Source organism: Providencia sp. PROV048 (genome assembly GCF_033688165.1).
Classification (GTDB): Bacteria; Pseudomonadota; Gammaproteobacteria; order Enterobacterales; family Enterobacteriaceae; genus Providencia; species Providencia hangzhouensis.
On the sequence record NZ_CP096360.1, the window covers coordinates 2043407 to 2068400 of the forward strand.

25 protein-coding genes and 1 riboswitch are annotated in these 24994 nt (G+C 38.8%); of the genes, 13 read left to right on the top strand and 12 right to left on the bottom strand.

The features are described from left to right. The first annotated feature begins 3 nt into the window (after nt 1-3). Nucleotides 4-828 carry a 23S rRNA (guanine(745)-N(1))-methyltransferase gene (gene rlmA, locus M1F26_RS08875; RefSeq protein ID WP_140172234.1) on the top strand — a complete coding sequence of 275 codons (825 nt, stop codon included), beginning with the start codon at nt 4-6 and terminating at the stop codon, nt 826-828. 32 nt (nt 829-860) lie between these two features. On the opposite strand, the gene mntP is transcribed toward rlmA, so the two are convergent. The 8 genes from mntP to pabB form a co-directional block, all read right to left on the bottom strand. Then, nucleotides 861-1442, bottom strand: coding sequence for a manganese efflux pump MntP (mntP, locus tag M1F26_RS08880; RefSeq protein WP_004911288.1), 582 nt, complete (start codon nt 1440-1442; stop codon nt 861-863). A gap of 47 nt (nt 1443-1489) precedes the next feature. Further along, nucleotides 1490-1633, bottom strand: a riboswitch (yybP-ykoY riboswitch). A 151-nt stretch (nt 1634-1784) separates the two neighbouring features. Then, nucleotides 1785-2243 (bottom strand): DUF986 family protein, encoded by a 459-nt coding sequence (locus M1F26_RS08885; protein ID WP_004253844.1) that lies wholly within the window; start codon nt 2241-2243, stop codon nt 1785-1787. A gap of 89 nt (nt 2244-2332) precedes the next feature. Continuing rightward, entirely contained in the window at nt 2333-3184 is an 852-nt protein-coding gene (locus M1F26_RS08890; RefSeq protein WP_004253848.1) for a PTS mannose transporter subunit IID, read from the bottom strand. A gap of 12 nt (nt 3185-3196) precedes the next feature. Next, on the bottom strand, nt 3197-4000 hold the full coding sequence (locus M1F26_RS08895; protein ID WP_004253851.1) for a PTS mannose/fructose/sorbose transporter subunit IIC: 804 nt from the start codon (nt 3998-4000) through the stop codon (nt 3197-3199). Nucleotides 4001-4081: 81 nt separating this feature from the next. Next, on the bottom strand, nt 4082-5050 hold the full coding sequence (gene manX, locus M1F26_RS08900) for a PTS mannose transporter subunit IIAB (protein WP_206077558.1): 969 nt from the start codon (nt 5048-5050) through the stop codon (nt 4082-4084). Between the two features lie 681 nt (nt 5051-5731). Beyond that, nucleotides 5732-7096, bottom strand: coding sequence for an L-serine ammonia-lyase (locus M1F26_RS08905; protein ID WP_140172233.1), 1365 nt, complete (start codon nt 7094-7096; stop codon nt 5732-5734). A gap of 280 nt (nt 7097-7376) precedes the next feature. Continuing rightward, nucleotides 7377-7937: a CoA pyrophosphatase gene (locus M1F26_RS08910; RefSeq protein WP_140172232.1), complete on the bottom strand. Its 561-nt coding sequence runs from the start codon at nt 7935-7937 to the stop codon at nt 7377-7379. Next, entirely contained in the window at nt 7930-9300 is a 1371-nt protein-coding gene (pabB, locus tag M1F26_RS08915) for an aminodeoxychorismate synthase component 1 (RefSeq protein ID WP_200129211.1), read from the bottom strand. The genes M1F26_RS08910 and pabB overlap by 8 nt, the downstream gene beginning before the upstream one ends. Before the next feature lie 140 nt (nt 9301-9440). Between pabB and M1F26_RS08920 the strand changes: the two genes are divergently transcribed. Together M1F26_RS08920 and yebF are read left to right on the top strand one after the other, a co-directional pair. Then, entirely contained in the window at nt 9441-9620 is a 180-nt protein-coding gene (locus tag M1F26_RS08920) for a YoaH family protein (protein WP_140172230.1), read from the top strand. 180 nt (nt 9621-9800) lie between these two features. Continuing rightward, on the top strand, nt 9801-10166 hold the full coding sequence (yebF, locus tag M1F26_RS08925; RefSeq protein ID WP_140172229.1) for a protein YebF: 366 nt from the start codon (nt 9801-9803) through the stop codon (nt 10164-10166). 79 nt (nt 10167-10245) lie between these two features. On the opposite strand, the gene M1F26_RS08930 is transcribed toward yebF, so the two are convergent. Beyond that, nucleotides 10246-10476, bottom strand: a complete 231-nt coding sequence (locus M1F26_RS08930; RefSeq protein WP_004253885.1) for a DNA polymerase III subunit theta — start codon at nt 10474-10476, stop codon at nt 10246-10248. A gap of 291 nt (nt 10477-10767) precedes the next feature. On the opposite strand from M1F26_RS08930, the gene ftnA reads away from it, so the two are divergent. The 4 genes from ftnA (at nt 10768) to M1F26_RS08950 (ending at nt 13205) form a co-directional block, all read left to right on the top strand. Further along, complete coding sequence (gene ftnA / locus M1F26_RS08935) at nt 10768-11271, top strand: non-heme ferritin (RefSeq protein ID WP_004253892.1); 504 nt, start codon at nt 10768-10770, stop codon at nt 11269-11271. A gap of 237 nt (nt 11272-11508) precedes the next feature. Next, on the top strand, nt 11509-11895 hold the full coding sequence (gene copC, locus M1F26_RS08940) for a copper homeostasis periplasmic binding protein CopC (RefSeq protein WP_004253895.1): 387 nt from the start codon (nt 11509-11511) through the stop codon (nt 11893-11895). Between the two features lies 1 nt (nt 11896). Then, nucleotides 11897-12793, top strand: a complete 897-nt coding sequence (gene copD / locus M1F26_RS08945) for a copper homeostasis membrane protein CopD (RefSeq protein ID WP_094960505.1) — start codon at nt 11897-11899, stop codon at nt 12791-12793. A 64-nt stretch (nt 12794-12857) separates the two neighbouring features. Further along, nucleotides 12858-13205, top strand: a complete 348-nt coding sequence (locus M1F26_RS08950; RefSeq protein ID WP_004253900.1) for a YebY family protein — start codon at nt 12858-12860, stop codon at nt 13203-13205. 420 nt (nt 13206-13625) lie between these two features. Here the strand turns inward: M1F26_RS08950 and M1F26_RS08955 are convergent, their stop codons facing one another. The 3 genes from M1F26_RS08955 to yebS form a co-directional block, all read right to left on the bottom strand. Beyond that, entirely contained in the window at nt 13626-13859 is a 234-nt protein-coding gene (locus tag M1F26_RS08955; RefSeq protein WP_004253902.1) for a DUF1480 family protein, read from the bottom strand. 147 nt (nt 13860-14006) lie between these two features. Next, complete coding sequence (locus tag M1F26_RS08960; protein WP_140172228.1) at nt 14007-16346, bottom strand: PqiB family protein; 2340 nt, start codon at nt 16344-16346, stop codon at nt 14007-14009. Further along, nucleotides 16321-17547 carry a membrane integrity lipid transport subunit YebS gene (gene yebS, locus M1F26_RS08965; RefSeq protein ID WP_096863802.1) on the bottom strand — a complete coding sequence of 409 codons (1227 nt, stop codon included), beginning with the start codon at nt 17545-17547 and terminating at the stop codon, nt 16321-16323. The genes M1F26_RS08960 and yebS overlap by 26 nt, the downstream gene beginning before the upstream one ends. 132 nt (nt 17548-17679) lie before the next feature. On the opposite strand from yebS, the gene M1F26_RS08970 reads away from it, so the two are divergent. The 6 genes from M1F26_RS08970 (at nt 17680) to M1F26_RS08995 (ending at nt 24987) form a co-directional block, all read left to right on the top strand. Continuing rightward, nucleotides 17680-18162: a GAF domain-containing protein gene (locus tag M1F26_RS08970; protein ID WP_140172227.1), complete on the top strand. Its 483-nt coding sequence runs from the start codon at nt 17680-17682 to the stop codon at nt 18160-18162. Between the two features lie 110 nt (nt 18163-18272). Continuing rightward, nucleotides 18273-18962: an RNA chaperone ProQ gene (gene proQ / locus M1F26_RS08975; RefSeq protein ID WP_318837671.1), complete on the top strand. Its 690-nt coding sequence runs from the start codon at nt 18273-18275 to the stop codon at nt 18960-18962. A gap of 19 nt (nt 18963-18981) precedes the next feature. Further along, nucleotides 18982-21024, top strand: coding sequence for a carboxy terminal-processing peptidase (gene prc / locus M1F26_RS08980; RefSeq protein WP_140172226.1), 2043 nt, complete (start codon nt 18982-18984; stop codon nt 21022-21024). Between the two features lie 285 nt (nt 21025-21309). Then, entirely contained in the window at nt 21310-21960 is a 651-nt protein-coding gene (locus tag M1F26_RS08985) for a cell envelope biogenesis protein TolA (RefSeq protein WP_140172225.1), read from the top strand. A gap of 417 nt (nt 21961-22377) precedes the next feature. Continuing rightward, nucleotides 22378-23259: a protease HtpX gene (gene htpX, locus M1F26_RS08990; protein WP_004253918.1), complete on the top strand. Its 882-nt coding sequence runs from the start codon at nt 22378-22380 to the stop codon at nt 23257-23259. A 345-nt stretch (nt 23260-23604) separates the two neighbouring features. Next, entirely contained in the window at nt 23605-24987 is a 1383-nt protein-coding gene (locus M1F26_RS08995; RefSeq protein ID WP_094960510.1) for an alanine/glycine:cation symporter family protein, read from the top strand. The last annotated feature ends 7 nt before the right edge of the window (nt 24988-24994 follow it).

Below are 24994 nucleotides of genomic sequence, written 5' to 3' on the forward strand. Positions count from 1 at the left end.
TTTATGAATTATCAATGCCCCCTCTGCTTTACACCACTTAACTTTATGCATAACAGCTATCGCTGCGCAGAAAATCACCAGTTCGATTGTGCGAAAGAGGGTTACGTTAATTTGTTGCCCGTACAACATAAACGGTCTAAAGACCCCGGTGATAATGCTGAAATGATGCAAGCACGTAGACAATTTCTTGATGCAGGACATTACCACCCGATGCGTGAAAAGGTGGCAGAAAAAATTATTCAGTTTATTCCATCATCTAATACTAGTTTGTTAGACATTGGTTGTGGGGAAGGGTATTACACAGACTATTTCTCTCGGGAACTTGTAAAACATTTTGAAAAATATACGGTTCTGGGCTTAGATGTTTCTAAAGTGGCGGTTCGCTATGCGGCGAAACGGTATAAATCCGTTTGTTTTTGCGTCGGTACAAGCCATCGCTTGCCATTCTCAAATAACAGCTTAGGTGGAGTTGTCCGAATTTACGCACCCTGCAAAGCACAAGAATTAAGCCGTGTATTAGTTTCTAAAGGTATGTTAATTACTGTTACGCCTGCGGCAGAGCATCTGCAAGAATTAAAAGCGTTAATTTACGATGAGGTTAAGTTACATCCAACTAAAGATGAAGATTTACCAAATTTTTCGCTAATAGATAGTTGCCAATTAAATTATAAAATGGCACTGACAGGGCAAGAAGCTTATGAATTGTTGATGATGACCCCATTTGCTTGGCGTGCATCAGAACAGGTCAAAGAGAATCTGCAACAAACTGAAGTGAAAGAATATACGGCTGATTTTTTAATTCGCGTTTATCAATCTGATGCAGAGTAAGGTTATTGCCCCCATATAAGGGGGCACAAAAACTAATGGGCATACATAAATAATTCGAGGTGCTCAAATAAAATATTAAAACCAATACCTATTAGAACCAACCCACCGATAATTTCTGCTTTTTTTCCGAGTAATGGGCCAACATAGCGGCCAATCATCATACCAATAGTTGCCATAATCATTGTCATTAAGCCGATAGTCATTGCAGTATGAACGATATCCACTTGCAAGAAAGCTAAACCTAGACCGATAGCCATTGCATCAAGGCTGGTGGCTATCGCAGAAAAGATAAGGCTTGTTGAGCTATGACTAGAAGGTTTAGAACAGCATTCTTCATCTTTTGTTTTAATACTCTGCCAGATCATTCTAGCACCTAAAACAAACAATAAACCAAATGCAATCCAATGATCCCAACGGATAACATATTGGCTAGCTAGGATCCCGATACCCCAACCAATAATCGGTGTAATGGCTTCAATAAAACCAAAAATAAAACCAGTACGGAGAATTTCTCTAAAGCGGGGTTTATGAAGTACGGCGCCTTTACAAATAGCAACAGCGAAGGCGTCCATTGATAGGGCAAGGGCTAAGATAAGGGTAGCATAGAAACTCATAATAGAACCTCGGTTGGGTGATTCCATATACACATAAATTACCCCCAACCAAAAGGCTTATTTATGTGTCTATGGTCTTGCCAACCGAATTTTGGTGTCCGCACCACGTTTGAAACCAAACGAGTATGTTGATACGGACTTTCTGGTCTTATATATGAAACCAGAACAGGCTACTCCCCAATGACGTGGAAAGAAAGATACCATATTTTATATTAAAGGCAACACTTAATTAATTGTGGATATTAAATGTTATTGAGAATTATTATCAATAAGGATATTAACAAAAACAAGGTTAATTAAATTTATAATTAACCTTGTTTTTAGTGATAATATAAAACTTATTTACTTATGATTAATAAGGAATTCATAAATTCTTTGTAAATCATCAAGGTGTGAAACTTGGATGTTAATTTTCTTTTTTTCCAAACCTATTATTAACACACCGTCTTCGGATAAGTTCATTGTTTTTATTCTGTCATATAATATAAATGCATTGGCAAAATAAAAACCATTCTGTTTAAAGAATAGCTTAGGTGTTCTTATAAACGCCAAATAGATTGACATAAAAATAGTAATCAATAATAAGTAAGTGGTTAATAAATTACCATGGCGTACAATATTTGTATAAATAACGATACAAATTAGAACAATAAAAATAATAGCATCGGCCCGATGTTTTCGTTTTAGATTAATTTTTAATAATGTTTTACCCTTTAGTAAATGCTGAATGAATTCATCATAAATCGCATAAACAAGCATGATCAAAATGATTATAGCAAGAATGGCATCATTGAAGGTCATTTGTGAACCCTTGGATAAGTGAACATAATGCAGAGCTTAAAATTAAAAAAGGGAGGCTGCAACCTCCCAATTCAAATAATGGTGGAAAATTATGGTGCTAAGAAGTTTAACCAAGCACCAAGGATACCCAAACCAAAGAAGCCGATAATAATCCACAATGCGTTAACTTTACGACGTAACAGCCACATACAGGCGAAGGTTAGCAATAGTGGTACTAAACCTGGCATGAGTTGATCAAGGATCATTTGGACGGTGGTAATATCTTCAGCACCTGTTGTTGGGTTTTTGATCCGCGACACTTCAAGTGGAATATTGACATGTGTCCATTTATTGACCAAGGCCCCCATAACAAATAAACCGAGAATTGATGCTCCTTCAGTTAGTTTTTGTAGGAAACCGCCACCAATGTCTTGAACAATATCAATTCCTTTTTTGTAGCCATATGAAACACCATAATAAAGGGTTAACAAACGGACAAGATTAAACAAAACAAAAAACAGAAGAGGGCCAAGTAAGCTACCCGTCATTGCGATACCTGCACCGAGAGCCGCAAATACTGGGCGAACAGTTCCCCAGAAAATTGGGTCACCAACACCGGCTAATGGCCCCATTAGACCGACTTTGATACCATTTATTGCACCGTCATCAATGTCTGCACCATTGGCACGTTGCTCTTCCATTGCCATTGTGACACCCAGAACAGGCGCTGCAACATACGGATGTGTATTAAAGAATTCAAGATGGCGCTTAATGGCTTGTTTTCTATCATCATTATTTTCAGGATAAAGACGACGAATAACGGGAACCATTGAATAGCAGAAGCCTAGGGCTTGCATACGTTCAAAGTTCCAAGAACCTTGCAATAGGTTAGACCGTAAGAATACGCCGCGAATATCGCTTTGTGTAAGCTTTTTAGCCGTTGGCTTAGTGATATCTACCATTATACGTTCCTCCTAGTCTAGCTCATTATCAAGGTTGTTATTGCTACTATTTCCTTGGGTAACAACAGTTTGCGATTTATTGTATTTTGGACTGAGTTGGATATATAAAATAGCCATAACAGTACCGATAACCCCAAGAGCAACCAGGTTGAAGTCAGTAAATGCCGCGGTAACAAAGCCTAAGTAGAAGAACGGCATTAAGTAGCCTGCACGCATCATATTGATAACCATCGCATAACCGACAACAACAATCATACCACCAGCAATATTCAGGCCGTCAGTAACAACTTGCGGGATAGAATCCAACATTTGTTGTACTTCTGATGTACCAACAGAAATGGCGACAATTAACGCAGGTATTGCGATACGCATGGCTTGCAGTAATAAAGCTGAGATATGGATAAAGCCAATTGCAGTTAGATTACCATTGAGGGCGGCTTTATCAGCAGCATGTTGGAATGCAACCGTTACAGTACGAACAATAATGGTTAATACTTGTCCCGCTGCTGCGAGTGGGATGGCGATGGCAATACCTGCACCAATGCTTTGACCACCAGCAATAACGAGAATCGTTGAAATGATAGAAGCTAAAGCGGCATCAGGTGCAACGGCAGCACCGATATTCATCCACCCAAGTGCGATCATTTCTAATGTACCGCCGATGATGATACCCGTTTTCATATCTCCCAAAACAATACCTATAAGCGTACAGGCAATGAGAGGACGGTGAAATTGGAATTCATCAAGGATTGATCCCATCCCCGCGATACACGCGACGATGAAGACCATTACTATTTGAACAACGGTAAGTTCCATTGTTTAATCTCCTGTAACCAAAAGTTTTAAAATCTGTTTTGAGTAATGGATTAAAATTAATATAAAAAATGGCTATAAAAATTATTTTTTGAGCTTATTAATCAAGTCCATCATATAAACTTTGCTATCTGATGAGACTTTCCTAACTTCAAGTTCAATCTTTTTGTCGTTCAAATAATTAAATGCATCAATGTCTTCTTGGTTGATAGAAACGGCATTTGTGACCATTGTTTTGCCATCATGGTATGCCATTCCACCAATATTAACGGACTTGACGTCAACACCTTCTTCGACGATACGTTTAACATCAGTTGGATTAGTGAAAAGCAACATAACGCGCTCACCAGCGTATTTCGGGTTATTGTAAACGCGAATACATTTAGCAACATCGACAACATGTGCAGTGACACCTGGTGGTGCGACTTGTTTTAACAATGTAGAGCGAACTTGGTCTTTTGCTACGTCATCACTGACCACAATAATGCGCTTAACTTGGGTTTCTTTCGTCCAGCGTGTTGCGACTTGCCCGTGAATTAATCTGTCATCAATACGAGCAAGTGCGATCACCATATGTTCACCGGGGCCGGCTTTCACTAGTGCAGGGGCAGGAGTACTCGAGACTACAGGAGCAGGTTCAGCTTCAGCTTCAACTTCTTTGAATTTAAATGAACGAACACCACCACGACCCGTTTCTAGGGCGACAGTGATAAGTTCATTCATTGATGGGTTATCGTCACGGCACATGAATGTTTCAACTAACATTGGAACATTTACACCCGTGATAATGTCATAATTATCATGTTCATTAACAATGCGACTAGCTGCGTTAAATGGACTGCCTCCCCATGTATCAACAAGGAATAAGACACCCTTTGATGTATCTAAATCAGTTAGCTTTTGGGTGTACTTATCAAATAGGGTATCTGCGTTTTCCCCAGGGATAAAATCAATAAACGACACATTATCTTGTTCGCCTATTAACATTTCGGTTGTTCGAAGAAGCTGCTCTGCAGCGACTCCGTGTGTACCAATCATAATAGCTATACTCACTATTTTTCCCTCATAGATAGATAAAACAAAACATTATCTGTCGATAAAATGGACACTTAAGTTAGACTCCTTTTTATCAGTTTCCCCTGTATGATAATTTTAGCTGAATAATTACAAACGTCTTATAATAGCCATAAACTCATTTATGGCACTGTTAGTATCAATTACATTATTAGCATATCATCTTGCATTATCCTAAAAACTTGTTTCGCGTCAGAAAAATAAGAATACACCTAAAAATTGATATCTAATTGCATTTTTCTGCTATTTGTTTTAATTAAATAAAATTAATAATCTGATTATTTTGTTTTTGCTGGTTCCTTTTTGTGTTATCGGTAACAAAAAAAGTAAATAAAATAGTGCCATATTGATTTTTAGAGTGAAAAGTAATCAATTTTTAGTGGAAATTAGTTATCTCTTGTTCAGCACAAAACAATCTTTAGCACAAAATAGTATGAATTTCGTTTTGATGTGATGTGTTGAGTATAAGAAAACTGAGTTAATTCAATGAAAAAATTATGGGTAATTGATTAGGTGAATTGGAGCGTTTAGGAAGAGAAAGGTGACTAAAAAATAAAGAAAACTTTTTAATGCAGATTAAAAAAGCACCCTCAAAATACTGTTCAAAGACATAACAGTATAGGAAAGGGTGCTTAAGGCTTAAATTAATTGAGAATAAAATTAATCACATTGTACTTTAATGGCTAGCCCGCCTCGGGATGTCTCACGATATTTCGCATTCATGTCTTTCCCAGTTTCATACATAGTTTCAATGACTTTATCGAGAGAAACACGAGGTTCGCTTGTTCTGCGCAGTGCCATACGTGTGGCATTAACCGCTTTAACGGATGCGATGGCATTACGCTCAATACACGGAACTTGAACTTGGCCTGCGACAGGATCACAAGTTAAACCTAAATTGTGTTCCATACCGATTTCTGCAGCAATACACACTTGCTCAGGGCTGCCACCAAATAATTCTGCCAGACCCGCTGCGGCCATAGAACATGCCACACCGACTTCACCTTGACAGCCTACTTCAGCACCTGAAATGGACGCATTCATTTTGTATAATATACCAATAGCGCCTGAAGCTAAGAAATAACGCATATATAGCTCTGGCGTTACAGGTTCAATGCAATGATTATAATAAGCTAATACCGCAGGTACGATGCCGCAGGCACCATTAGTTGGGGCAGTTACGACACGGCCGCCAGCTGCATTTTCCTCATTCACGGCTAAGGCATACATATTGATCAGATCAACCACATTCATCGGGTCATTAGATAACTTGCTTGATGAAGTGACCATTCGATTAAGTGCCGGCGCACGACGGGGAACACGCAATGGGCCTGGTAAAACACCTTCGGTGTTTAAACCACGTTCAATACAGGCCTGCATCGTCTGCCATACATCAGCGAAATAGGCTTCAATCTCTTCTTTAGTGTGAAGATCTAACTCATTTTTCATCATTAAGCTAGAAATAGAGAGGCCTGATTTTTTACAATTGAGTAATAGCTCTTCCGCGGAATTAAACGGATAAGAAACTGGTTTGCTATCAAGAGTAGATTCGCCAAAATGCTCTGCATCGACAATGAAACCACCACCAATGGAATAATAAGTTTTGGTGTAAATTTCTTCATTATCTGCAAAAGCATGAATTGTCATGCCATTTTCATGCAATGGCAGGTTGTCTTGACGAAAATTCATGCCACCTTCATTAGGGAAGTCAACGACCTGAAGACCATTCGCTAATGATAACTTTTCTGTTTCTTCTACATTTTTGATAAAAGTTGGGATGGATTCAATGTCGACAGTGGCAGGTAAATTACCTGCTAGCCCCATAATAATGGCGATATCAGTATGGTGCCCTTTTCCAGTAAGCGATAATGACCCATAAACATCCACAGAAATACGAGTGACGTTAGGTAATAAATTTTTGCTTACTAAATCATCGACAAATTCTTTCCCAGCTTTCATTGGACCAACGGTATGAGAGCTTGAAGGGCCTATGCCCACTTTAAACATGTCGAAAACGCTTATCACGCAGGACTCCTTAAAAAAAATATGAAAATGTAGTGCATTATTTTAAAAGGCGCTACTTTACTGTTATTTAGTAGTGTTAACCAGTAAGTTTAAAGTATTTTTTGAAATAAGGTAGTTGCTGAAGGGTAATTGATTGTAAATAGCACAAAATGTCTGTGATATGGCTAAAAAAGCAACAGGCAGTAGAGGTATATTTTGTCATATATGACGTCATATCTTGTTATCTTAAATAGATTTTACTGCGATACTGGCATCGTATGGTGAAAAGTTGTGTTAAGCGTTAATCCAATTGCAAAGCAAGTTGGTGAATAATAGAGGCGGTTAGTCCCCACACTAAATGGCCATTATACCAATAAAAAAAGATGCGATTATGTCGCCCTGAACGCTTAATATCGACATACTTATGACGCTGTAATGAAAGCGCATCAAATAAGGGAACTTCAAAGATAGCAGCGACTTCACTCGGGTTGGCTTGGTATTGAATGTTATTTGGCACCAAGCCAACGATTGGCGTAACTTCATAGCCACCGTAACTTTGTAAGGGGCTTAATTGGCCCAATACCGTGACTTTTTCCGGGGGGATGGCCACTTCTTCATAAGCTTCACGCAGTGCGGTATTCACAAGCGTACCATCCTCCGGGTCACTTGCCCCTCCTGGAAATGCGACCTGACCTGCATGGGAGCGTAAAAAAGGAGAGCGTTGTGTGAGAAGTAATGTCGGATTGGGTTTATTGATAATGGGCAAAAGAACGGCTGCCGATTTACCCGCCTTAGGTCCAGACTGGCGGGTAGCCGGCAAAGTAAACTGAAAACGATTGATAAAGTTATTCAGTTCAGTCATCGTTATTGAGCGCTCCTAATAAAGGTAAAATCAGGCTTAATTTATCAAAGGTTTCTTGGTACTCTTTGTCTGCTTGGCTATCTGCAACGATACCACCGCCAGCCCAACAATAAACCTGCTTTTTATATGTCAGTAAAGTACGAATAGTAATATTGCTGTCCATATTACCATTGAAACTAATATAGCCGATTGCTCCACAATAGCCATGACGGCGATGGGGCTCTAATTCTTCAATAATCTCCATTGCACGGACTTTAGGTGCGCCGGTTATTGAACCCCCAGGAAAACACGCTCGTAATAAATCAGTTGCACGGTATTGGCTATCTAACTTTGCCGTGACGGTACTAACCAGATGATGTACTGCCGGGAAAGCTTCAACAGCAAATAATTCAGGAACACTGACCGTGCCCGGTTTGGCAACACGACCAATATCATTGCGTAGCAAGTCAACAATCATCAAGTTTTCTGCGCGGTCTTTGACTGAATTAGCCAGTTTTTCAGCTTGTGCAAGGTCATCTTGTTCATTGTCTAAGCGCGGAAGAGTTCCTTTTATTGGGCGGGTTTGAATATCCCCATCTTGCAGAAAGATAAAACGTTCCGGTGAAATACTGATAACCGCATTTTCGGGAAGACGTATAAAAGAAGAGAAGGGAGCTCCATTGCGCTCAAGTAGCGCTAAAAACGCATTCCATTCATCTCCTTTATACCTAGCTTTAAATCTTTGTGCTAAATTAATTTGATAACAATCACCATTACGTAAATATTCATGGATGCGCGCAATATTATGATGATATGTCTCTTCAGACATATTAGATTGCCATGCCGAGGTTAATTGGAATTTGTTTTTACGGCCCTTTTTTTGACTATGTAGCCAAGCTAACCGAGCATCAACATCATCATAACTAATTAATGTAGTTGTTTTATTATGGTGATCAACGATAAGTGCCCACAAGTAGATGCCAACCGCCATGTCTGGAAATTGGAGTTCTGTAGTTGCAATTTCAGGTAATTTTTCAATGCGCCGGCCTAAATCATAGCTCCAAAGGCCAAGGGCACCGCCGTTGAAGGGACATTCGGTCTCTTCCTGGTATTTCGGTTGGTATTTATCAAGCAACCCTTGAAGAAGTTCAAAAGGATCTGATTCAGAAACGATAGGGGCCTGATTTTGCTCTGAGATGGTTGTTTCAAGCTGATAAGTCGTTAGTGTAGCAATAGGGTCAGCAACGATAATATCAAAGCGATTATGTGAGTGTTTTGCATTACCTGAATGCAGTAACATCGCCCATGGCTGGTGTGCCAGTGGAGTAAAATAATTAATGGCTGTGTTTGGGCTATAAGGTAATTGGATTTTTTTGATAACCATTTTTTTTGATAACCATAATGATGAGTCTAAATTTCCGCAAGTGAATCAATACAGATTAACATATATTCTTATCTTAATAGACGAAGAGATGTTAAAATCTTAATCATTGATTTTAGTCTTTTATACATGAGGTTTAAACCATGTTTTCTGGTATGCCAGCACTTAATCACCAAGAACAGCAAGAAGCAGTTGAAAAAATTCATCAATTGATGGCGGAAGGGATGAGTAGTGGTGAGGCTATTGCATTAGTCGCTCAAGAAATTAGAGAAAAGCACCAAGGTAAAGAGCAGATCCATGTTTGTTTTGATGATGAAAATTAATAATTTGTAAACATACTATTAACATCCATACATAAATCTGATAGATTAATATTAGTTAAGTCATTCTATTTATCAATGAAGACTAGATAATAACCAGAAGATAACGGGTATCTGATAGGCTGAAATAAGCCGCTAAACTAATCAAAAGTCTTTACCTATTAATAGGTATCGGAGGATGGTATGGAAGCGAATCAAAAAATTGCTGTGGTTTTAGGTGCTTGTGCGCTGGTTTTTAGCTCTTTTGCGTTAAGCGCAAATAGTGAAGAAGGTAAAGCTGCACCTTTCGTCAGTTGTGGCACGTTAACTGAGCCACAAATTGCAGCACAAGTGAAAAGCGATTTTATGAATAATCGTTTACCTCGCTGGACAGATGAAAAAGCGGCTTTAGGCAAGAAAGCGGTTGCATGGGTCAATGATAGTGAAGTCACTAAAACCGAAACAGGCTACAGGGTACCGTTAGTTGTTCGTGGTGCAAAATCTGATTTACATTATTCAGTCGCGGTAGACTGCCAAAATAATACAGTGACATATAATACGGCGAAATAAATTTTTTAATCTTCAGAATCAAGGGGTAACCATTAAGGTTATCCCTTTTTTGTATCATTTCTTTTGTGTCTTCGTGAGACTAGCGATTTCGTGGTTCATAAGGCATACGTGCAAAGTTTTGCGACAGTTGTCGGTAGTAGACTAATCGCTCCCTGAAATACTCCCTTAAGTGCTCGGGTTGTTCTCGCTCAACAGCTTCAGCAATGATGGCAATGTTATAGCGTTCTTTAAATGCAACACCGGAAGCTAAAAGGTCGACATTGACCTTATCCATTTCATCTTTAGGCAATAAAGCAAGATTATGGCTCATATTTGATCTCTACTGTTAAATTCATACGCCATTATTGTAACTGGATAATGAGAAAAAATCTCAATACCTTAATTGGAATAATGAAAAACAATAGTTAAATTTCTCTATTTATATATTAGTAATTAAGGGAAAAAACAGGGAAAGATAATGAGATTGATTATTATTGTTTTTAACAAAAGTTATTAATTATCAGTAAATTGGATTTTTTTGTTTTAAGATTGTTTTAGGGTTTTAATTGTTTTAATACTGTGCATAATATACTCATGAATAATTAATCGATAAGGCATAAATATGTTAACTACAGATATGGTCAAAAAATTAAACGAACAATTAAACCTTGAATTTTATTCTGCAAATCTTTATTTGCAAATGAGCGCTTGGTGTAGTGACAAAGGCTATGAAGGTGCTGCAGCGTTCTTAAAAGCACACTCACAAGAAGAAATGGAACATATGCAGCGTTTATTTGATTACCTTAGTGACACAGGGGCATTACCCCTGTTAGGGCAAATTGCAGCGCCACCAGTTGATTTCAAATCAATTAGCGATGTATTTCATCAAACTTATGAACATGAGCAATTAATTACTCGTGAAATTAATAAATTGGCTCATTTAGCAATGACAACACAAGATTATTCTACATTTAATTTCTTACAATGGTATGTTGCAGAGCAACACGAAGAAGAGAAATTATTTAAATCAGTACTGGATAAACTGGATATGGTGGGTGAGTCTGGTAAGGCACTATTCTTGTTAGATAAAGATTTGAAAAACATGTCAGCGGCAACACATGTTTAATCTACACGCCAGTAAGTAAATAGAAATATCGTTTTATCTCCATGTAATACATAAAGACCTCTCTAGGCTTATGGGCATGAATCCTGCAATTCAATGTTCATAAGTCTTTTTCTTTTCATTTTGTGTGAAAACTCACAGGATAGGCCGATAAAACCCATTTTTAAGCGGTAAAATGGTTTGTTTTCCGTATAATGATTGGTAATTATTCTAAATTCACCTGCAAATTAAGAGGTTACTATGCCAATTAACCCTATTAAATCTTCATGGCGCAAACTTAGCGCAGTCGCAGTTCTTTTTTTAGGTATGTCGTTCCAACAGGCATTTGCACATGCGCACTTAAAAGACCAACTTCCTGCTGAAGGTACGGCAGTAGAACAAGCCCCTGAGTCTATCTCATTAAGCTTTTCTGAAGGCATTGAAGTTAATTTCACTAAGGTCAGTATTATCGGTCCTGAAAATAAAATAGTGAAAACCGGTAAAGCAACGTTAGACCCAAGTAACGATACAAAAGTGATTGTCCCTGTGGAAGACAAGCTCGCTGCTGGGAAATATGACGTTAATTGGAGCGTCGTTTCTGTCGATGGACACAAAACAAAAGGAACGTATAGCTTTACAGTGAAATAATATGTCACTAGAAGCTTTTTATACCCTTATTCGCTTTATTCATTTTATCGCTGCAATATTGATGTGTGGAATGTCAATATTTGCAGTGGTACTTAGTCGTGAGCCATTTAATTATTTGCTCAGCCGCTATTTGAATAAAGGTATTTTCTTCTGTGCCATCGTTACCGTGTTAACAACTTTTGGTTGGATGCTTGCACAAGCAGGCCTGATGGGAGATGGTTGGCAAGATAGTATCGATTTGGATATATGGCAAGGGGTTTTAGGGACGTCATTCGGTCAAGTATGGCGTTGGGAACTTTTGTCATCTGTATTATTGTTATTGGTTTTATTTGTAAAACCAATCCAATTGCGATTGAAACTCATATTGGTTTTTTCAGTGATCCTACTTGGTTTGCATGCTTTTATTGGGCACGCGGCTATGCATGATGGCTTACTCGGAACCCTCCACCGCATCAATCAATTCATTCATCTTATTAGTTCAGCCTATTGGTTTGGCGGTTTGTGGCCATTTTTAATTTGCATTCAATTTTTACGCAATAAAAAAGAAATGGTCGAAGGGATGGATAAACACATTGTGAATACCATGATGCGTTTTTCGCGTTATGGTCACATCGCTGTTGCACTGGTTATTATTACTGGAGTCATTAGTGCAATAACGCTCTTACCTGGCTGGCCATTAAACTATTCAGGGTCAGAATACCAATCACTACTTTGGTTTAAGATCATTTTAGTGGGGGGAATGCTTCTATTGGCTATTATCAATCGCTATTACATCGTACCGATTATTAAACAAAAAGGGCGGGTCAACACCCTAATTATTAACAGTTGGGTTGAGTTACTGTTAGGGACTATGGCTATCCTTTCGGTGGCGATTTTTGCAAGCTACCAGCCAATCTAGCTAAACTTTTATATTTAATTGATAATAACGCGAAGATATCTTTAATGTTTGATAAGGCACTACCATGAAATTTAAACTCATTATTTGCACACTGTTATTGGCTGGTACCGTAAGTACTGCTTTTTCTGCACCGTTAACATCCGTGAGTAAGAAACAATTTGGAGATGATTGGCCATTTACTCGTGAGGAGGTCATGTTAGAGTGCCGTCATAATGGGGCTTTGGTCGTTATTAACCCTGCGACATTAATGCAATATCCATTAAATGATATTGCAACTGAATTGATGAATAAAAAAGAAATTAAAGCACAGCCTATTGATGTGCTGCTTAAGCCTATCGATAGCACCAAGACAGTTGTGGAAAGAATATTACCTATAAAAGAAGCCGCTGAAAAGTTGTGTGTTAGCAACTAAGCTGATAGCAAAGTAAAACCATTAGAGCATAAAGGAAGTGGTGAATTAATAAATTATCATTGTTATTCAATTAGTTGATTAATTGAAAGGTTTGAATGATTAGGTGAATAGGTTTAACCTATTAAACAAATAGTTCAATATTATAAAATCAAGAAATAAATTGTGTTAATAATATGTAAAAATATTGATAATAAACATGGTAAGAACGTGCATTGAAAGCTAGTATTAGAGTGTACTTTGTTACGTCTCAATGGCAATTTTAGCGCACGGCTCTGCCAGAGCCATTTCCCAAGGCCCGGTAATCGGAATCTACCAGGCCTCTTTTTTGCCTATTATTTTGTTCGTTCTCATTTCATATCAGCTTACTAGTTCCTACTCATTATATGCTTAGTCACTCACCTAAGCATAGTAACAAAACGATTAAGCCAGTTTCATCACCCAATGGTGATTTTCTTTGTCATAACGATCACGATAGAGCAGGACTGGCTTTTCATCTAAAGTTGCAGGGATACTTGTATGCTCGTCCCAGCCATCAAGCTGCATGCAAAAATCGGTATCAGAATCACATGGAATACTCACTGTGTCGCTTTTATGGGAAGCCATAACGGCATCATTAATTTCATAGGAAGATATTTTCAATTTTACAATACACATAACTGCACCTCATTCATTGATTTTAACTATGTATAAACAGCCCAATGAAATTAAGCATAGTATAAATGGAATTAATTTCCAAAATAATTTTTATGACGTATGAGGGGTGAGGGTGCTATATGTGGTTAATATGCACCCTAATAGTGGTTATTTTTTAGGAATAGAAGTTCCCCAGTCCATGTAATCTTTAGGGGGTTCCAACTTCAGGATGAAATGCTGTTCAGGCTTGGCTTTTGGGGCTAAAGGCACTGATGGCGGGGTTGCGAAGGAAATGCCACCGCGTACAAATTGTTTGAAAGTCCCACTCTTGGCGACACCACCAGTTAAACCAAATGAGAAATTAAAACCGGAAGATTGCCAAAATTCTGTATTATTGCGAATGAGATATTGGTATTCCTTGCCAATGCGTGTGGCAACATATACGCGATCGGAAAGCTCTCCCAAATATAGACCTGTAACAACACCGACTTCTAGGCCTCTGAATAAAATAGGCGTGCCAACTTGAACGGAGCCGACATCACTCGCATCAAGGTAAATAGTTAAACCGTCTAGATAACGCGAGTCTGTAATATTTGCAGCTTGTAATTCAAATTGATAACGGCTTTTATTATTACGTCCTGGCTCAGCACTAATGTAGGGTTGTAATATGCTATCTAAATTATTTAAACCCGCAGGGGATAATTCAGGCGTTACAACTGCGAAACGGCTTCCTAACCGGGTAAAAGCACTGACATATTCAGGGTATAGAATGGCTTTTGCTTGTACTTCACGTTTATCAGATGACAATTTTAATGATTCAATTTGGCCAATATTGATGCCCAAATAACGGATAGGCATGCCTTCTGAGAGTTTTGATGCATCAAATGTTGTTAATGTAATGATGCTTCCTATCGCTTTAGCTGAGGTTTCATTTGGATAAAGTGTGTGTTGGCGAGCGGTATTGGCAACACCTCCATCCAGGTTATCAAAGCTAATAGCACCGCTAATGGCTCGGCTCAGCGGTGCCGCTTGAACGGTTAAACCATTACCATTAAGTTGAACTTTTGCACCGCCTTCAGCCCAAAACACACTGTTTTCAGTGAGTAAATGAAGATATTCATTTGAGATATTTACATTGATCGCAAACCCAGCCTTGGTCGGTTTAATGGCAATTATTTTACCGACTGCAAATTGGCGATAAAGAACAACAGAGCCTGCCTGAATGTCTGGTAATGTTGTGGTATTTAGGGTGATAGTTGTGGGTGGTAAAGCCCCTAAAATACCCGCTTTTGCATTATCATCACTACGATATAAAGGAAAATTTTCGGGGAGTTTTTCTTGGCTTTGTCCTGCTATCAGATGAATACCACCATCTAACCACTCTTGGGGAGTAGCTCCTTGGAATTGTAATCCATTAAGACCTAATTGGATATCCACTCGGCTATTAGCAACAAACTTGCTGTCTTCTCGAACAAGATGTTGGAACTCATCATATATCAGGATATTAAAATTTACTTTCTCAGTTGCTAAGTGACGCTGTAACACCTCACCAATTTGAATGCCCTTATAAACAATAGGTTGACCTTTATCGACGCCATAAGTGTCATGTGCCCAAAGTGTTAGCAATAGGGGCTCTTTACCATCTTGTTCTGCGGTTTGGGCTATTTTTTTACTGTCTTGTAGGACAAATTTTTGCCCTTCTTCTGCTTGAGGACTGCTTTGTGGTGAGTCAAAAGCAATGGCGCCATTTATCACAGCAGAAAGGCTTTCCATTTTTACACTTGCTCCAGATTTAAGGTCGAAGCTACCTTGTAACCCAGATACATTCCAAAACTGGCTCTCTTTACGGACCAAGTGAACATAAGGTTTTTTGACAACGGCAGAAATGGAAACCCCTTGGTTATCAGGCAAAATGGTGTAGTCTGAAATATAACCAACAGGGACTTTCCGGTAATAAATAGGCGAGTTTTCATTCAGTGAGCCTAAATCTGGAGCAGTCAGGTGAATAAGTAATTCACCTTTATCGATGTCTAGTTGCGGTGGTGTGTCTTGTGCAACAAAAGAGAACTGTTCTGTTCCTGTGCTTGGTAACATACCAATGTAATTTCCACCAACTAAAGCATCAAGACCAGAAACACCCGCTAACGATGCTTTGGGGGTCACTAACCAAAATTTAGTCCCTGAATTTAAGGCTGTCCGCATATCTTTATTCACACTAGCAGTGACAATGATGGTTTTCATATTTTTGCTGATAGCAACGGATTGTACTAAACCTACTTCAACCCCTTGATACCGGATAGGCGTTCTATTGGCGACGACTCCAGGTGCGGATGTAAACTCAATAGTGATATCCGTTCCTCGTTCAGCCCAATGTTGAAACAAAAGCCAGCCTGCAATGAAAATAGCGACTAGAGGCAATAGCCAGAAAGGCGAAATTTGCCTGCGTTTGCGTAGTATGGCTTCTGATATTTCTTCAGAGGGTTCATTTTGTAGGTTTTGATTTTCCATAAGAATCCCAAATTAAACGGCTATCTAACCACTCAACAGCCAAAATTGTTAAAATAACGGCTGAACCAAAATACAGTGCGGCTGGCCCCATAGTAAAAGACATGAGTTGATCACGGTTAACGAGTGTCATCATCAAGGCGATGACAAATAAATCTAGCATTGACCAACGACCAATCCACGAAACAAACCTAAGTAATTTCATACGTAAAATAGGGTCAGTATTGCTTTTTAAATGGATAGAAAACAGTAGCAATATCATAATAATAATCTTAATAAATGGAACCAGTATACTGGCGATGAAGACAATAACTGCGATTGGCCAGTTACCTGAATCAATTAAAGAGACAACCCCAGAATAAATGGTGTCTTCTAAGCGCTGTCCATTGAGATAAAAAATAGAGATTGGCATTAAATTAGCAGGAAACAATAACACCATGGCAGCAATTAGTGCGGCCCAAGTTTTTTGTAAGCTATAAGGTTCCCGATAATGAAGAGGGCGATGACATCGTTTGCATTTCCCATTCCAATTTGCGGGCCCAGTGTAATGGCAAGCCGTGCAAGTTAGCGAGTTATCTTGTACTTTTTTATTATTGATGGGATAAAATTTTTGCCATAACTCATCTAGGTTTATGTGGATGAGAATTAATAAACTGAGAATAGACATAGTAATAAAAGCCACTAAGCCATGCCCAATGAATACACTTGCGTAATCTTGCATTTTAATGGCGGCAATACCCAATGCTATTAGGTAAACATCTAACATAACCCACTCTTTGATGTGGCTTAACACTAAAAGAATAGGCCGGAGATTCAAATTGATATGCTGACCAATAGATAACAATAAAATTAAAATTGGTAATAATAAGGGGGCTGCAATAGCACAAAAAGCCACTATACTGGCAGTAAATGGATCCCCTTGTTGATTAATTAAGCGTATACCTTCGATGACATTTGCATTAATTTGGCTTCCTAATAAATGAATAGAAATAAGGGGTTGCCAAAAAGCAATGGGAGCAAGCATCAGTAATGTGATAGCCAGTATTGATAAACGGTTGAGTGACCAAGAACGTCCATCATTAAGTTGACTAAAACAGCGAGGGCAAACAACGACTTGTCGTACGTTGGCTCGAGGGGTTAGTAGCTTCTGATTGCAATGATTACAACGTTGAAAAAGCAAATCAGTGTGGTTAATGTAGTTCATATTGACTCATTTTAGGTGGTTACCTAGATGTAATCTAGTGTAAAAAAATTTACCTCAAAGTGACAAATTGGTAACCTTAGGGCTACGCTTACAAACATTCGATTAATTGCTTGATTATTACAAGAAATAATTATGGATAAAAAGAAGTATTATCTTGAACTTTCGGACAATCTCTCTGCATTACTTGCAGGTGAGTATGATTTAATTGCAACTTTAGCAAATACCAGTGCATTATTATATGAATATTTAGAAGGGGTTAACTGGGCTGGTTTTTATCTCAGTAATGGGCAAGAATTAGTTCTGGGTCCTTTCCAAGGTAAAGTTGCGTGTGTTCGAATTCCTTTTGGTAAAGGCGTTTGTGGTACAGCTTTTAGTAATAACCAAGTTCAGCGTATAGAAGATGTTCATGCCTTCCCAGGTCATATTGCCTGTGATGCAGCAAGTAACGCTGAAATTGTGTTCCCTTTGGTAGTTAATGGGCAAATTATCGGGGTTTTAGATATTGATAGCCCAAATATTAGCCAATTCGACCAAGAAGACGAAAAAGGGCTACAACACCTTGTAAACCAGTTGTGCCAACATCTGGCAATGTGTTCTATGCCTAAATATCACTAAATAATGGTCAGTTAAATTAATAGTAACGTGGCAATTGTCAGCAACACGATTATAATGTCGGCTTGTTCATGCCCGTGAGGTTGGCAAAATCGTTGTTATCAGGAAATTTCATGGAAAATCAACCTAAGTTGAATAGTAGTAAAGAAGTTATCGCATTTCTAGCAGAGCGTTTTCCTCGCTGTTTTATCGCTGAAGGCGAAGCACGTCCGTTAAAAGTCGGAATTTTTCAAGATATCGTAGGATGCTTAAAAGAAGAAGATGGTATTAGCAAAACGCAATTGCGTTCTGCGTTACGCATGTATACTTCTAGCTGGCGTTATCTCTACGGTGTTAAAGAGGGCGCTAAACGCGTTGACTTAAATGGTGAAGATTGTGGTGAATTAGATGCGGAACATATTGCTCATGCGCGCCAACAATTAGCCGAGGCTAAAGCTCGAGTTCAAGCACAACGTGCTGAACAAAAAGCACAAAAACGTCCAGCAGCGAAAAAAGCGAGTGAGAAAACCCCTCGTAATCAAGATGCAGCTAAAGAAAAAACGCCTCGTCGCCGTCCGTCAGATAATAAAGAACGCTCGCAAAATACATCTGCTAAAGCCCCTCGTCGTAATACACCTGCGCCAGAGCAAAATCTGAAATCAGTCACTGATATCAATACCCTTCAAATTGGTCAAACTTTGAAAGTGAAAGTCGGTACCAGTGTGATGGACGCCTCTGTGCTGGAAATTGCGAAAGATGGTGTTAGGGTTCAATTGCCAACAGGGCTGGCAATGATTGTACGCGCGCAACATTTAAAGTTCTGATACGGAGGTCAATCAGGTCATGAACAAACTTCTTAAAATTGCATTGGTGGTAAGTCTAGCGACTTTTGGCAGTGCAATAGCTAATACTCAAGCAGTGGCTCCGGTCACTGCGGCTCAGTTACCTGTCTTAAAACAGAGTGCACAGCACGGTACTGTGAGTGAAAGGGTCACCTCTCGGTTTACTCGCTCACATTATCGCCAATTCGATTTAGACAATGCGTTTTCTGGGAAGATATTTGATCGTTATCTCAATATGTTAGATTTCGGTCATAATGTTTTACTTCAATCCGATATTGACCAATACGCCAAAGATAAAGGCAAAGTGGGTCAGTGGCTTGAGGATGGCAAATTAGATACGTTCTATGACCTGTATAACCTGTCTCAGGAAAGACGTTTCGAGCGCTTTAAATATGCATTGGCTCGTTTAGAGCAACCCATCGATTTAAATGCGACTGATTCTATTGAAGTTGACCGTTCAAAATCACCATGGCCTAAAGATAAGCAAGAGCTTGATCGTCTATGGGACCAAAAAGTGCGTTATGATTGGTTGAATTTAAAACTATCAGGTAAAGATGATAAAGAAATCAAAGAGAAACTGACAAAACGCTATAATTTTGCGTTGCGGCGTTTAACGCAAGCGCAAAGTGAAGACGTTTTTCAATTGATAGTTAATTCTTTCGCTCGTGAAATCGATCCACACACAAGTTATCTGTCGCCTCGTAATACTGAACAATTTAATTCAGAAATGAGCTTATCATTAGAAGGAATTGGTGCGGTATTACAGCAAGATGACGAAAATACGGTTATTAACTCATTAGTTGCTGGGGGGCCAGCTGCTAAAAGTAAAGAGCTAAAAGTCGGCGATAAAATTATCGGTGTTGGCCAAACGGGTAAACCTATTGTTGATGTGGTTGGCTGGCGCCTTGATGATGTGGTTGCTTTAATTAAAGGCCCGAAAGGAAGTAAAGTTCGGTTAGAAGTCGTTTCTGATACTAAAGGGGCGAAACCGCATATTGTCACCATAGTTCGGGAGCAGATCCGACTGGAAGACCGAGCGGTCAAACTGACGATTAAACAGCAAGGTAAAGATAAAGTTGCTGTTTTAGATATTCCTGGTTTTTATGTTGGTTTAACCAATGATGTTAAAACTCAATTGCAAAACTTGGCTAAAGATAATGTTTCCGCATTGGTTATTGATTTACGCGGTAATGGTGGTGGAGCATTAACCGAAGCGGTCTCTTTATCAGGTTTGTTTATTCCGAAAGGGCCAATTGTTCAAGTTCGTGATAATAACGGTCAAGTTCGCCAAGATATTGATGATGACGATGTTATTTATTATAAGGGGCCTCTTGTTGTTTTAGTCGACCGCTTTAGTGCATCCGCATCTGAGATTTTTGCTGCAGCAATGCAAGATTATGGCAGAGCGATGATTGTTGGGGAACCGACCTTTGGTAAAGGAACTGTTCAGCAGCACCGTAGTTTGAGCCGTGTTTACGATCAAATGCTAAAACCAGAATGGCCTTCATTAGGTTCTGTCCAATATACCATTCAGAAGTTTTACCGAGTTAATGGTGGTAGCACACAACGTGAAGGTGTAACCCCTGATGTGATAATGCCTACAGGCCAAGACCCAGCTGAAACTGGAGAAAGCTTTGAGGACAATGCATTACCATGGGATAGTATTCCACCGGCAAAATATACACCTGTTGGTAATGTGTCTTCTGATTTATCACCAATAAAAACTCAGCATTTGGCACGTATTAGCAAAGACCCTGAATTCAACTATATTGATGAAGATATTGCTCGCTATAAAGTAAACAAAGAGAGTAAGAATCTTATTTCGCTCAACTATGTAGAGCGCCAAAAAGAAGATTCAGAACTTGAAGCGACAAAATTGAAACGTATAAATGAACGTAATACTCGGGAAGGTAAACCACTATTGAAATCAATTGATGATTTGCCTAAAGATTACGAAGGGCCTGACCCATACCTCGATGAAACGGTGAAAATGGCGATCGACTTAGCTAATCAACATACTAAGCTATTATCAAATAATAAATAATATTCTCTTAGTGTTTAACGGAATTAAGCCAGCGAAAGCTGGCTTAATTTTTTGAGTTTCTTTAACGCTATTTTAATCCGCTTAGAAAATAGAAAATCAAATGTTAATTTATTGTTAGTTTTGGTGTTTTTAGTCAGTAGCTATTAAATTAGTGCAGTTTTATTCTTTATTTATTTTATTTTCCAAAACGACTGACTGAAATTATGATTAATTATAGGTTTCTTTACCTTTACTTAATTTATCCTAAACTTTTGGTATAGCTTTCCTTAACAACGAGACAATACCATGCGTAAATTATTTGTAGGATTAATGGCAGTTAGTGTAATGATGATTGCATCTATAAATACAGCGAATGCAAGAAATTATCCATGTTCTGGAAGTAAAGGGGGAATAGATCGCTGTGAAGATGGTAAATTTATTTGTAATGATGGTTCAACAAGTCGCTCAGAGCAAGTGTGTACCATAGAATTAAAAAATGATATTAACAGCAAAGCGAAAGCGGCTGGTGCTTCGATTGGTGCAGGTGTTGCTAAGCAATCAAGTAAACCATCGGTTTCTGACTCAATAAAGAGCACGAGTGATAAAGCCAGTAAAACAGCCTCTGATAAAGCAAGCAAAGCCAGTGATAAAGCATCAGATACAGCTAAGACAGTAAAAGAAAAAGCTAGCAAAGCGACAGATAAAGAATCAGCAAAAGCGGTGAAAGAAAAAGCTAGCAAAGCGACAGATAAAGAGCCAGCAAAAGCAGTGAAAGAGAAAGCTAGCAAAGCGGCAGATAAAGAGCCAGCAAAAGCGGTGAAAGAGAAAGCTAGCAAAGCGGCGGACAAAGAATCAGCAAAAGCGGTAAAAGAAAAAGCGTCTAAAGCCAAAGATAAAGAAACAGCTAAGACAGTAAAAGAGAAATCAACAAAATCGACTAAAGAGAAAACTAATTAGCGTGAGAACAAAACAACAGACAGCGATAGAACAGAATAGTGCCACTTAATGTGGCATTATTTTTTAATAGAGTGGAAGTAAAAGTAAATATTCATTCATTTGGCAAACAATGTGAGTGATAATATAGATAAATACACTAAATTGTTTTTGGTGATTGACTAACTAGCTTTATCGTTTCAATTACAAATAGCTTTGAATTTAAATGGTTACAAAATGAGCCTTTAAAAACAAATGGTTAAATTCTTACTAAAGAAGTTATCATTTATTTAGAGCATAATGATGAGTTTTGAACGTAGCTATGTAAAGTTATGTTATTTTTTAGGGTTTTCGCGTTAATACACTTGAAAAAGTGTGAAAAAACCTTATTTATAAAGTAAATTCTACGTATATTTGTTTTTACCAAGGAATACATAAAAAATGATGAGAATTGCTTTATTCTTACTCACAAACTTAGCGGTTATGTTTGTGTTTGGGATAATCCTAAGCTTAACTGGGATCAGAGGTAGTAGTGTCCAAGGCCTCATGATCATGGCTGGCCTATTTGGTTTTGGTGGTGCTTTCATATCACTACTGATGTCCAAATGGATGGCTCTAAAATCAGTGGGTGGTGAGGTTATTGAAACTCCACGTAACCAAACAGAACAGTGGTTAGTATCAACTGTTGAGCGTCAAGCAAAACAAGTTGGAATTCAGATGCCACAAGTGGCTATTTATCATGCTCCAGATATTAACGCGTTTGCAACAGGGGCTCGCCGTGATGCTTCGCTTGTTGCAGTAAGTACTGGGCTATTAGAAAATATGAGTCGTGATGAGGCGGAAGCTGTTATCGCTCATGAAATTAGCCACATCGCGAATGGTGACATGGTGACGATGACCTTATTACAAGGTGTGGTGAATACGTTCGTCATCTTTATTTCACGTATTATCGCACAGGTTGCGGCAGGCTTTATGTCCAACAGTGATAACGAAAGTGAAAGTAGTAATGGTAACCCAATGGTCTATTTTGCGGTTTCCATGGTACTTGAAATCGTCTTCGGTATTTTGGCAAGCATCATTACTATGTGGTTCTCTCGTTATCGTGAGTTCCATGCGGACGCAGGTTCTGCAAAATTAGTCGGCCGTGAAAAGATGATAGCTGCATTGCAACGGTTGAAAACGAGCTATGAGCCACAAGAAGAAGGCCGTTTGATGGCGTTTTGCATCAATGGTCGTGGTAAAGCATTCAGTGAATTATTTTTATCACACCCACCATTAGACAAACGTATTGAAGCATTGCGCTCAGGTGAATATTTAAAATAGCCTAAATAATAGTCTAAAGTTAGCTTTAAATAGACAACGATTTTAGTATCTGCCCAGTAATAATTTAATTACTGGGCATTTTTATCTATACAATATGGTAAATATGCTCCCTCAAAATACCCATTCATAGCTAACAAACTCAATTCTAATTCTGACTCTCAATTAATTGTATTAATAACTGTAATCGATAAATCACAAGTGAGCTTACTCACAATCTTCTATTTTAAATGAAGAATTACTGAAAATTTGTTCGCTTTTATTTTACTTTTAATCTTTATTAGATTGATAAGGAATTGTTATGAATTCGATTGTTTTGTTAATTAATATGAATTAATTGGGGGTAGGATGGATTTGATAACTACGTGGTTAAGTGAACTAAATGGAGTGGTTTGGGGAGTACCAATGCTGGTTGGGATCTTAGGCGTTGGTATTTATATGCAAATCCGGCTTGCATTTTTACCGATAAGAAAAATTGGGACAGGTTTTAAGTTATTATTTCAAAAGAATGAATCACGCGGTGAGGGACAAATATCACCTTTTAATGCATTAATGACAGCGTTATCGGCAACGATTGGTACAGGGAATATTGCTGGAGTTGCAACCGCAGTGGTCATGGGAGGGCCGGGAGCGTTATTCTGGATGTGGATGACGGCATTGGTAGGAATGGCAACAAAATACTCTGAGGCGGTGTTAGCTGTCCGTTTTCGTGAAGTCGATAAATATGGCCAATATATTGGTGGCCCAATGTACTACATTAAAAATGGATTAGGCCCTAAATGGATTTGGCTGGGAACACTGTTTGCCTTCTTTGGTGCATGTGCCAGTTTTGGTATCGGCAATACGGTACAAGCGAACTCAGTGGCAGATGTGCTAGAAAGTAACTTTGGTGTGCATAAATGGTTGACCGCAGGGGCTTTAGTTTTATTAGTTGGTGCGGTATTGATTGGTGGGCTGCGACGTATTTCTGATGTTGCAGGAAAACTTGTCCCATTTATGACTGTTGCCTATTTTGGCGCGGGGGTCATTGTGCTTGGTATTTATTTTACTGAGATCCCTGCGGCACTTTCTCTGGTTGTTACCTCGGCTTTTAACCCTGTTGCTGCTCAAGGTGGGTTTGCGGGGGCTGCTGTATGGGCTGCAATACGCTTTGGGGTTGCACGAGGCGTATTTTCCAATGAAGCAGGTTTGGGGAGTGCACCTATCGCCCATGCCGCTGCAAAAACACAAAACCCTATTCGCCAAGGACTCATTGCGATGTTAGGGACATTTATTGACACTATCATTGTGTGCTCTGTCACAGGGTTAACTATCATTATTACTGGTGGTTGGCTGACCAGTGAAACAGGCGCAACATTAACCGCATCATCATTCCAAACGGCAATTCCCGGTGGAAATTATATTGTTGCTATCGCATTAGCCGTGTTTGCATTTACCACTATTCTGGGTTGGAGCTTTTATGGCGAAAAATGTGTGCAATATTTATTTGGGTTGCGAGCAATAAAGCCGTACAGAGTTTTATGGCTGATTGCTTTACCTATCGGCGCAACACAATCACTTGATTTTGTTTGGTTGTTGGCAGATACACTAAATGCCATGATGGCGATCCCTAATTTGATTGCCTTGTTACTTTTAAGCCCTGTTGTTTATCGGTTAACACGTGACCATATAAAAGATGTGAACGCAGACAGCATTGATATGGCAAAACAGTTGTACGACAATAAATCATAATCTATTG

Excerpts from the sequence above, each read along its gene's own strand:
- M1F26_RS08970 (WP_140172227.1), top strand. The coding sequence starts at position 17,680 with ATGGATAAAAAGAAGTATTATCTTGAACTTTCGGACAATCTCTCTGCA.
- proQ (WP_318837671.1), top strand. The coding sequence starts at position 18,273 with ATGGAAAATCAACCTAAGTTGAATAGTAGTAAAGAAGTTATCGCATTT.
- M1F26_RS08920 (WP_140172230.1), top strand. The coding sequence starts at position 9,441 with ATGTTTTCTGGTATGCCAGCACTTAATCACCAAGAACAGCAAGAAGCA.
- htpX (WP_004253918.1), top strand. The coding sequence starts at position 22,378 with ATGATGAGAATTGCTTTATTCTTACTCACAAACTTAGCGGTTATGTTT.
- prc (WP_140172226.1), top strand. The coding sequence starts at position 18,982 with ATGAACAAACTTCTTAAAATTGCATTGGTGGTAAGTCTAGCGACTTTT.
- M1F26_RS08960 (WP_140172228.1), bottom strand. The coding sequence starts at position 16,346 with ATGGAAAATCAAAACCTACAAAATGAACCCTCTGAAGAAATATCAGAA.
- M1F26_RS08985 (WP_140172225.1), top strand. The coding sequence starts at position 21,310 with ATGCGTAAATTATTTGTAGGATTAATGGCAGTTAGTGTAATGATGATT.
- mntP (WP_004911288.1), bottom strand. The coding sequence starts at position 1,442 with ATGAGTTTCTATGCTACCCTTATCTTAGCCCTTGCCCTATCAATGGAC.
- pabB (WP_200129211.1), bottom strand. The coding sequence starts at position 9,300 with ATGGTTATCAAAAAAATCCAATTACCTTATAGCCCAAACACAGCCATT.
- copD (WP_094960505.1), top strand. The coding sequence starts at position 11,897 with ATGTCACTAGAAGCTTTTTATACCCTTATTCGCTTTATTCATTTTATC.
- M1F26_RS08890 (WP_004253848.1), bottom strand. The coding sequence starts at position 3,184 with ATGGTAGATATCACTAAGCCAACGGCTAAAAAGCTTACACAAAGCGAT.
- M1F26_RS08895 (WP_004253851.1), bottom strand. The coding sequence starts at position 4,000 with ATGGAACTTACCGTTGTTCAAATAGTAATGGTCTTCATCGTCGCGTGT.
- copC (WP_004253895.1), top strand. The coding sequence starts at position 11,509 with ATGCCAATTAACCCTATTAAATCTTCATGGCGCAAACTTAGCGCAGTC.
- yebS (WP_096863802.1), bottom strand. The coding sequence starts at position 17,547 with ATGAACTACATTAACCACACTGATTTGCTTTTTCAACGTTGTAATCAT.
- M1F26_RS08950 (WP_004253900.1), top strand. The coding sequence starts at position 12,858 with ATGAAATTTAAACTCATTATTTGCACACTGTTATTGGCTGGTACCGTA.
- M1F26_RS08910 (WP_140172232.1), bottom strand. The coding sequence starts at position 7,937 with ATGACTGAACTGAATAACTTTATCAATCGTTTTCAGTTTACTTTGCCG.
- rlmA (WP_140172234.1), top strand. The coding sequence starts at position 4 with ATGAATTATCAATGCCCCCTCTGCTTTACACCACTTAACTTTATGCAT.
- M1F26_RS08955 (WP_004253902.1), bottom strand. The coding sequence starts at position 13,859 with ATGTGTATTGTAAAATTGAAAATATCTTCCTATGAAATTAATGATGCC.
- yebF (WP_140172229.1), top strand. The coding sequence starts at position 9,801 with ATGGAAGCGAATCAAAAAATTGCTGTGGTTTTAGGTGCTTGTGCGCTG.
- ftnA (WP_004253892.1), top strand. The coding sequence starts at position 10,768 with ATGTTAACTACAGATATGGTCAAAAAATTAAACGAACAATTAAACCTT.
- M1F26_RS08995 (WP_094960510.1), top strand. The coding sequence starts at position 23,605 with ATGGATTTGATAACTACGTGGTTAAGTGAACTAAATGGAGTGGTTTGG.
- M1F26_RS08885 (WP_004253844.1), bottom strand. The coding sequence starts at position 2,243 with ATGACCTTCAATGATGCCATTCTTGCTATAATCATTTTGATCATGCTT.
- M1F26_RS08930 (WP_004253885.1), bottom strand. The coding sequence starts at position 10,476 with ATGAGCCATAATCTTGCTTTATTGCCTAAAGATGAAATGGATAAGGTC.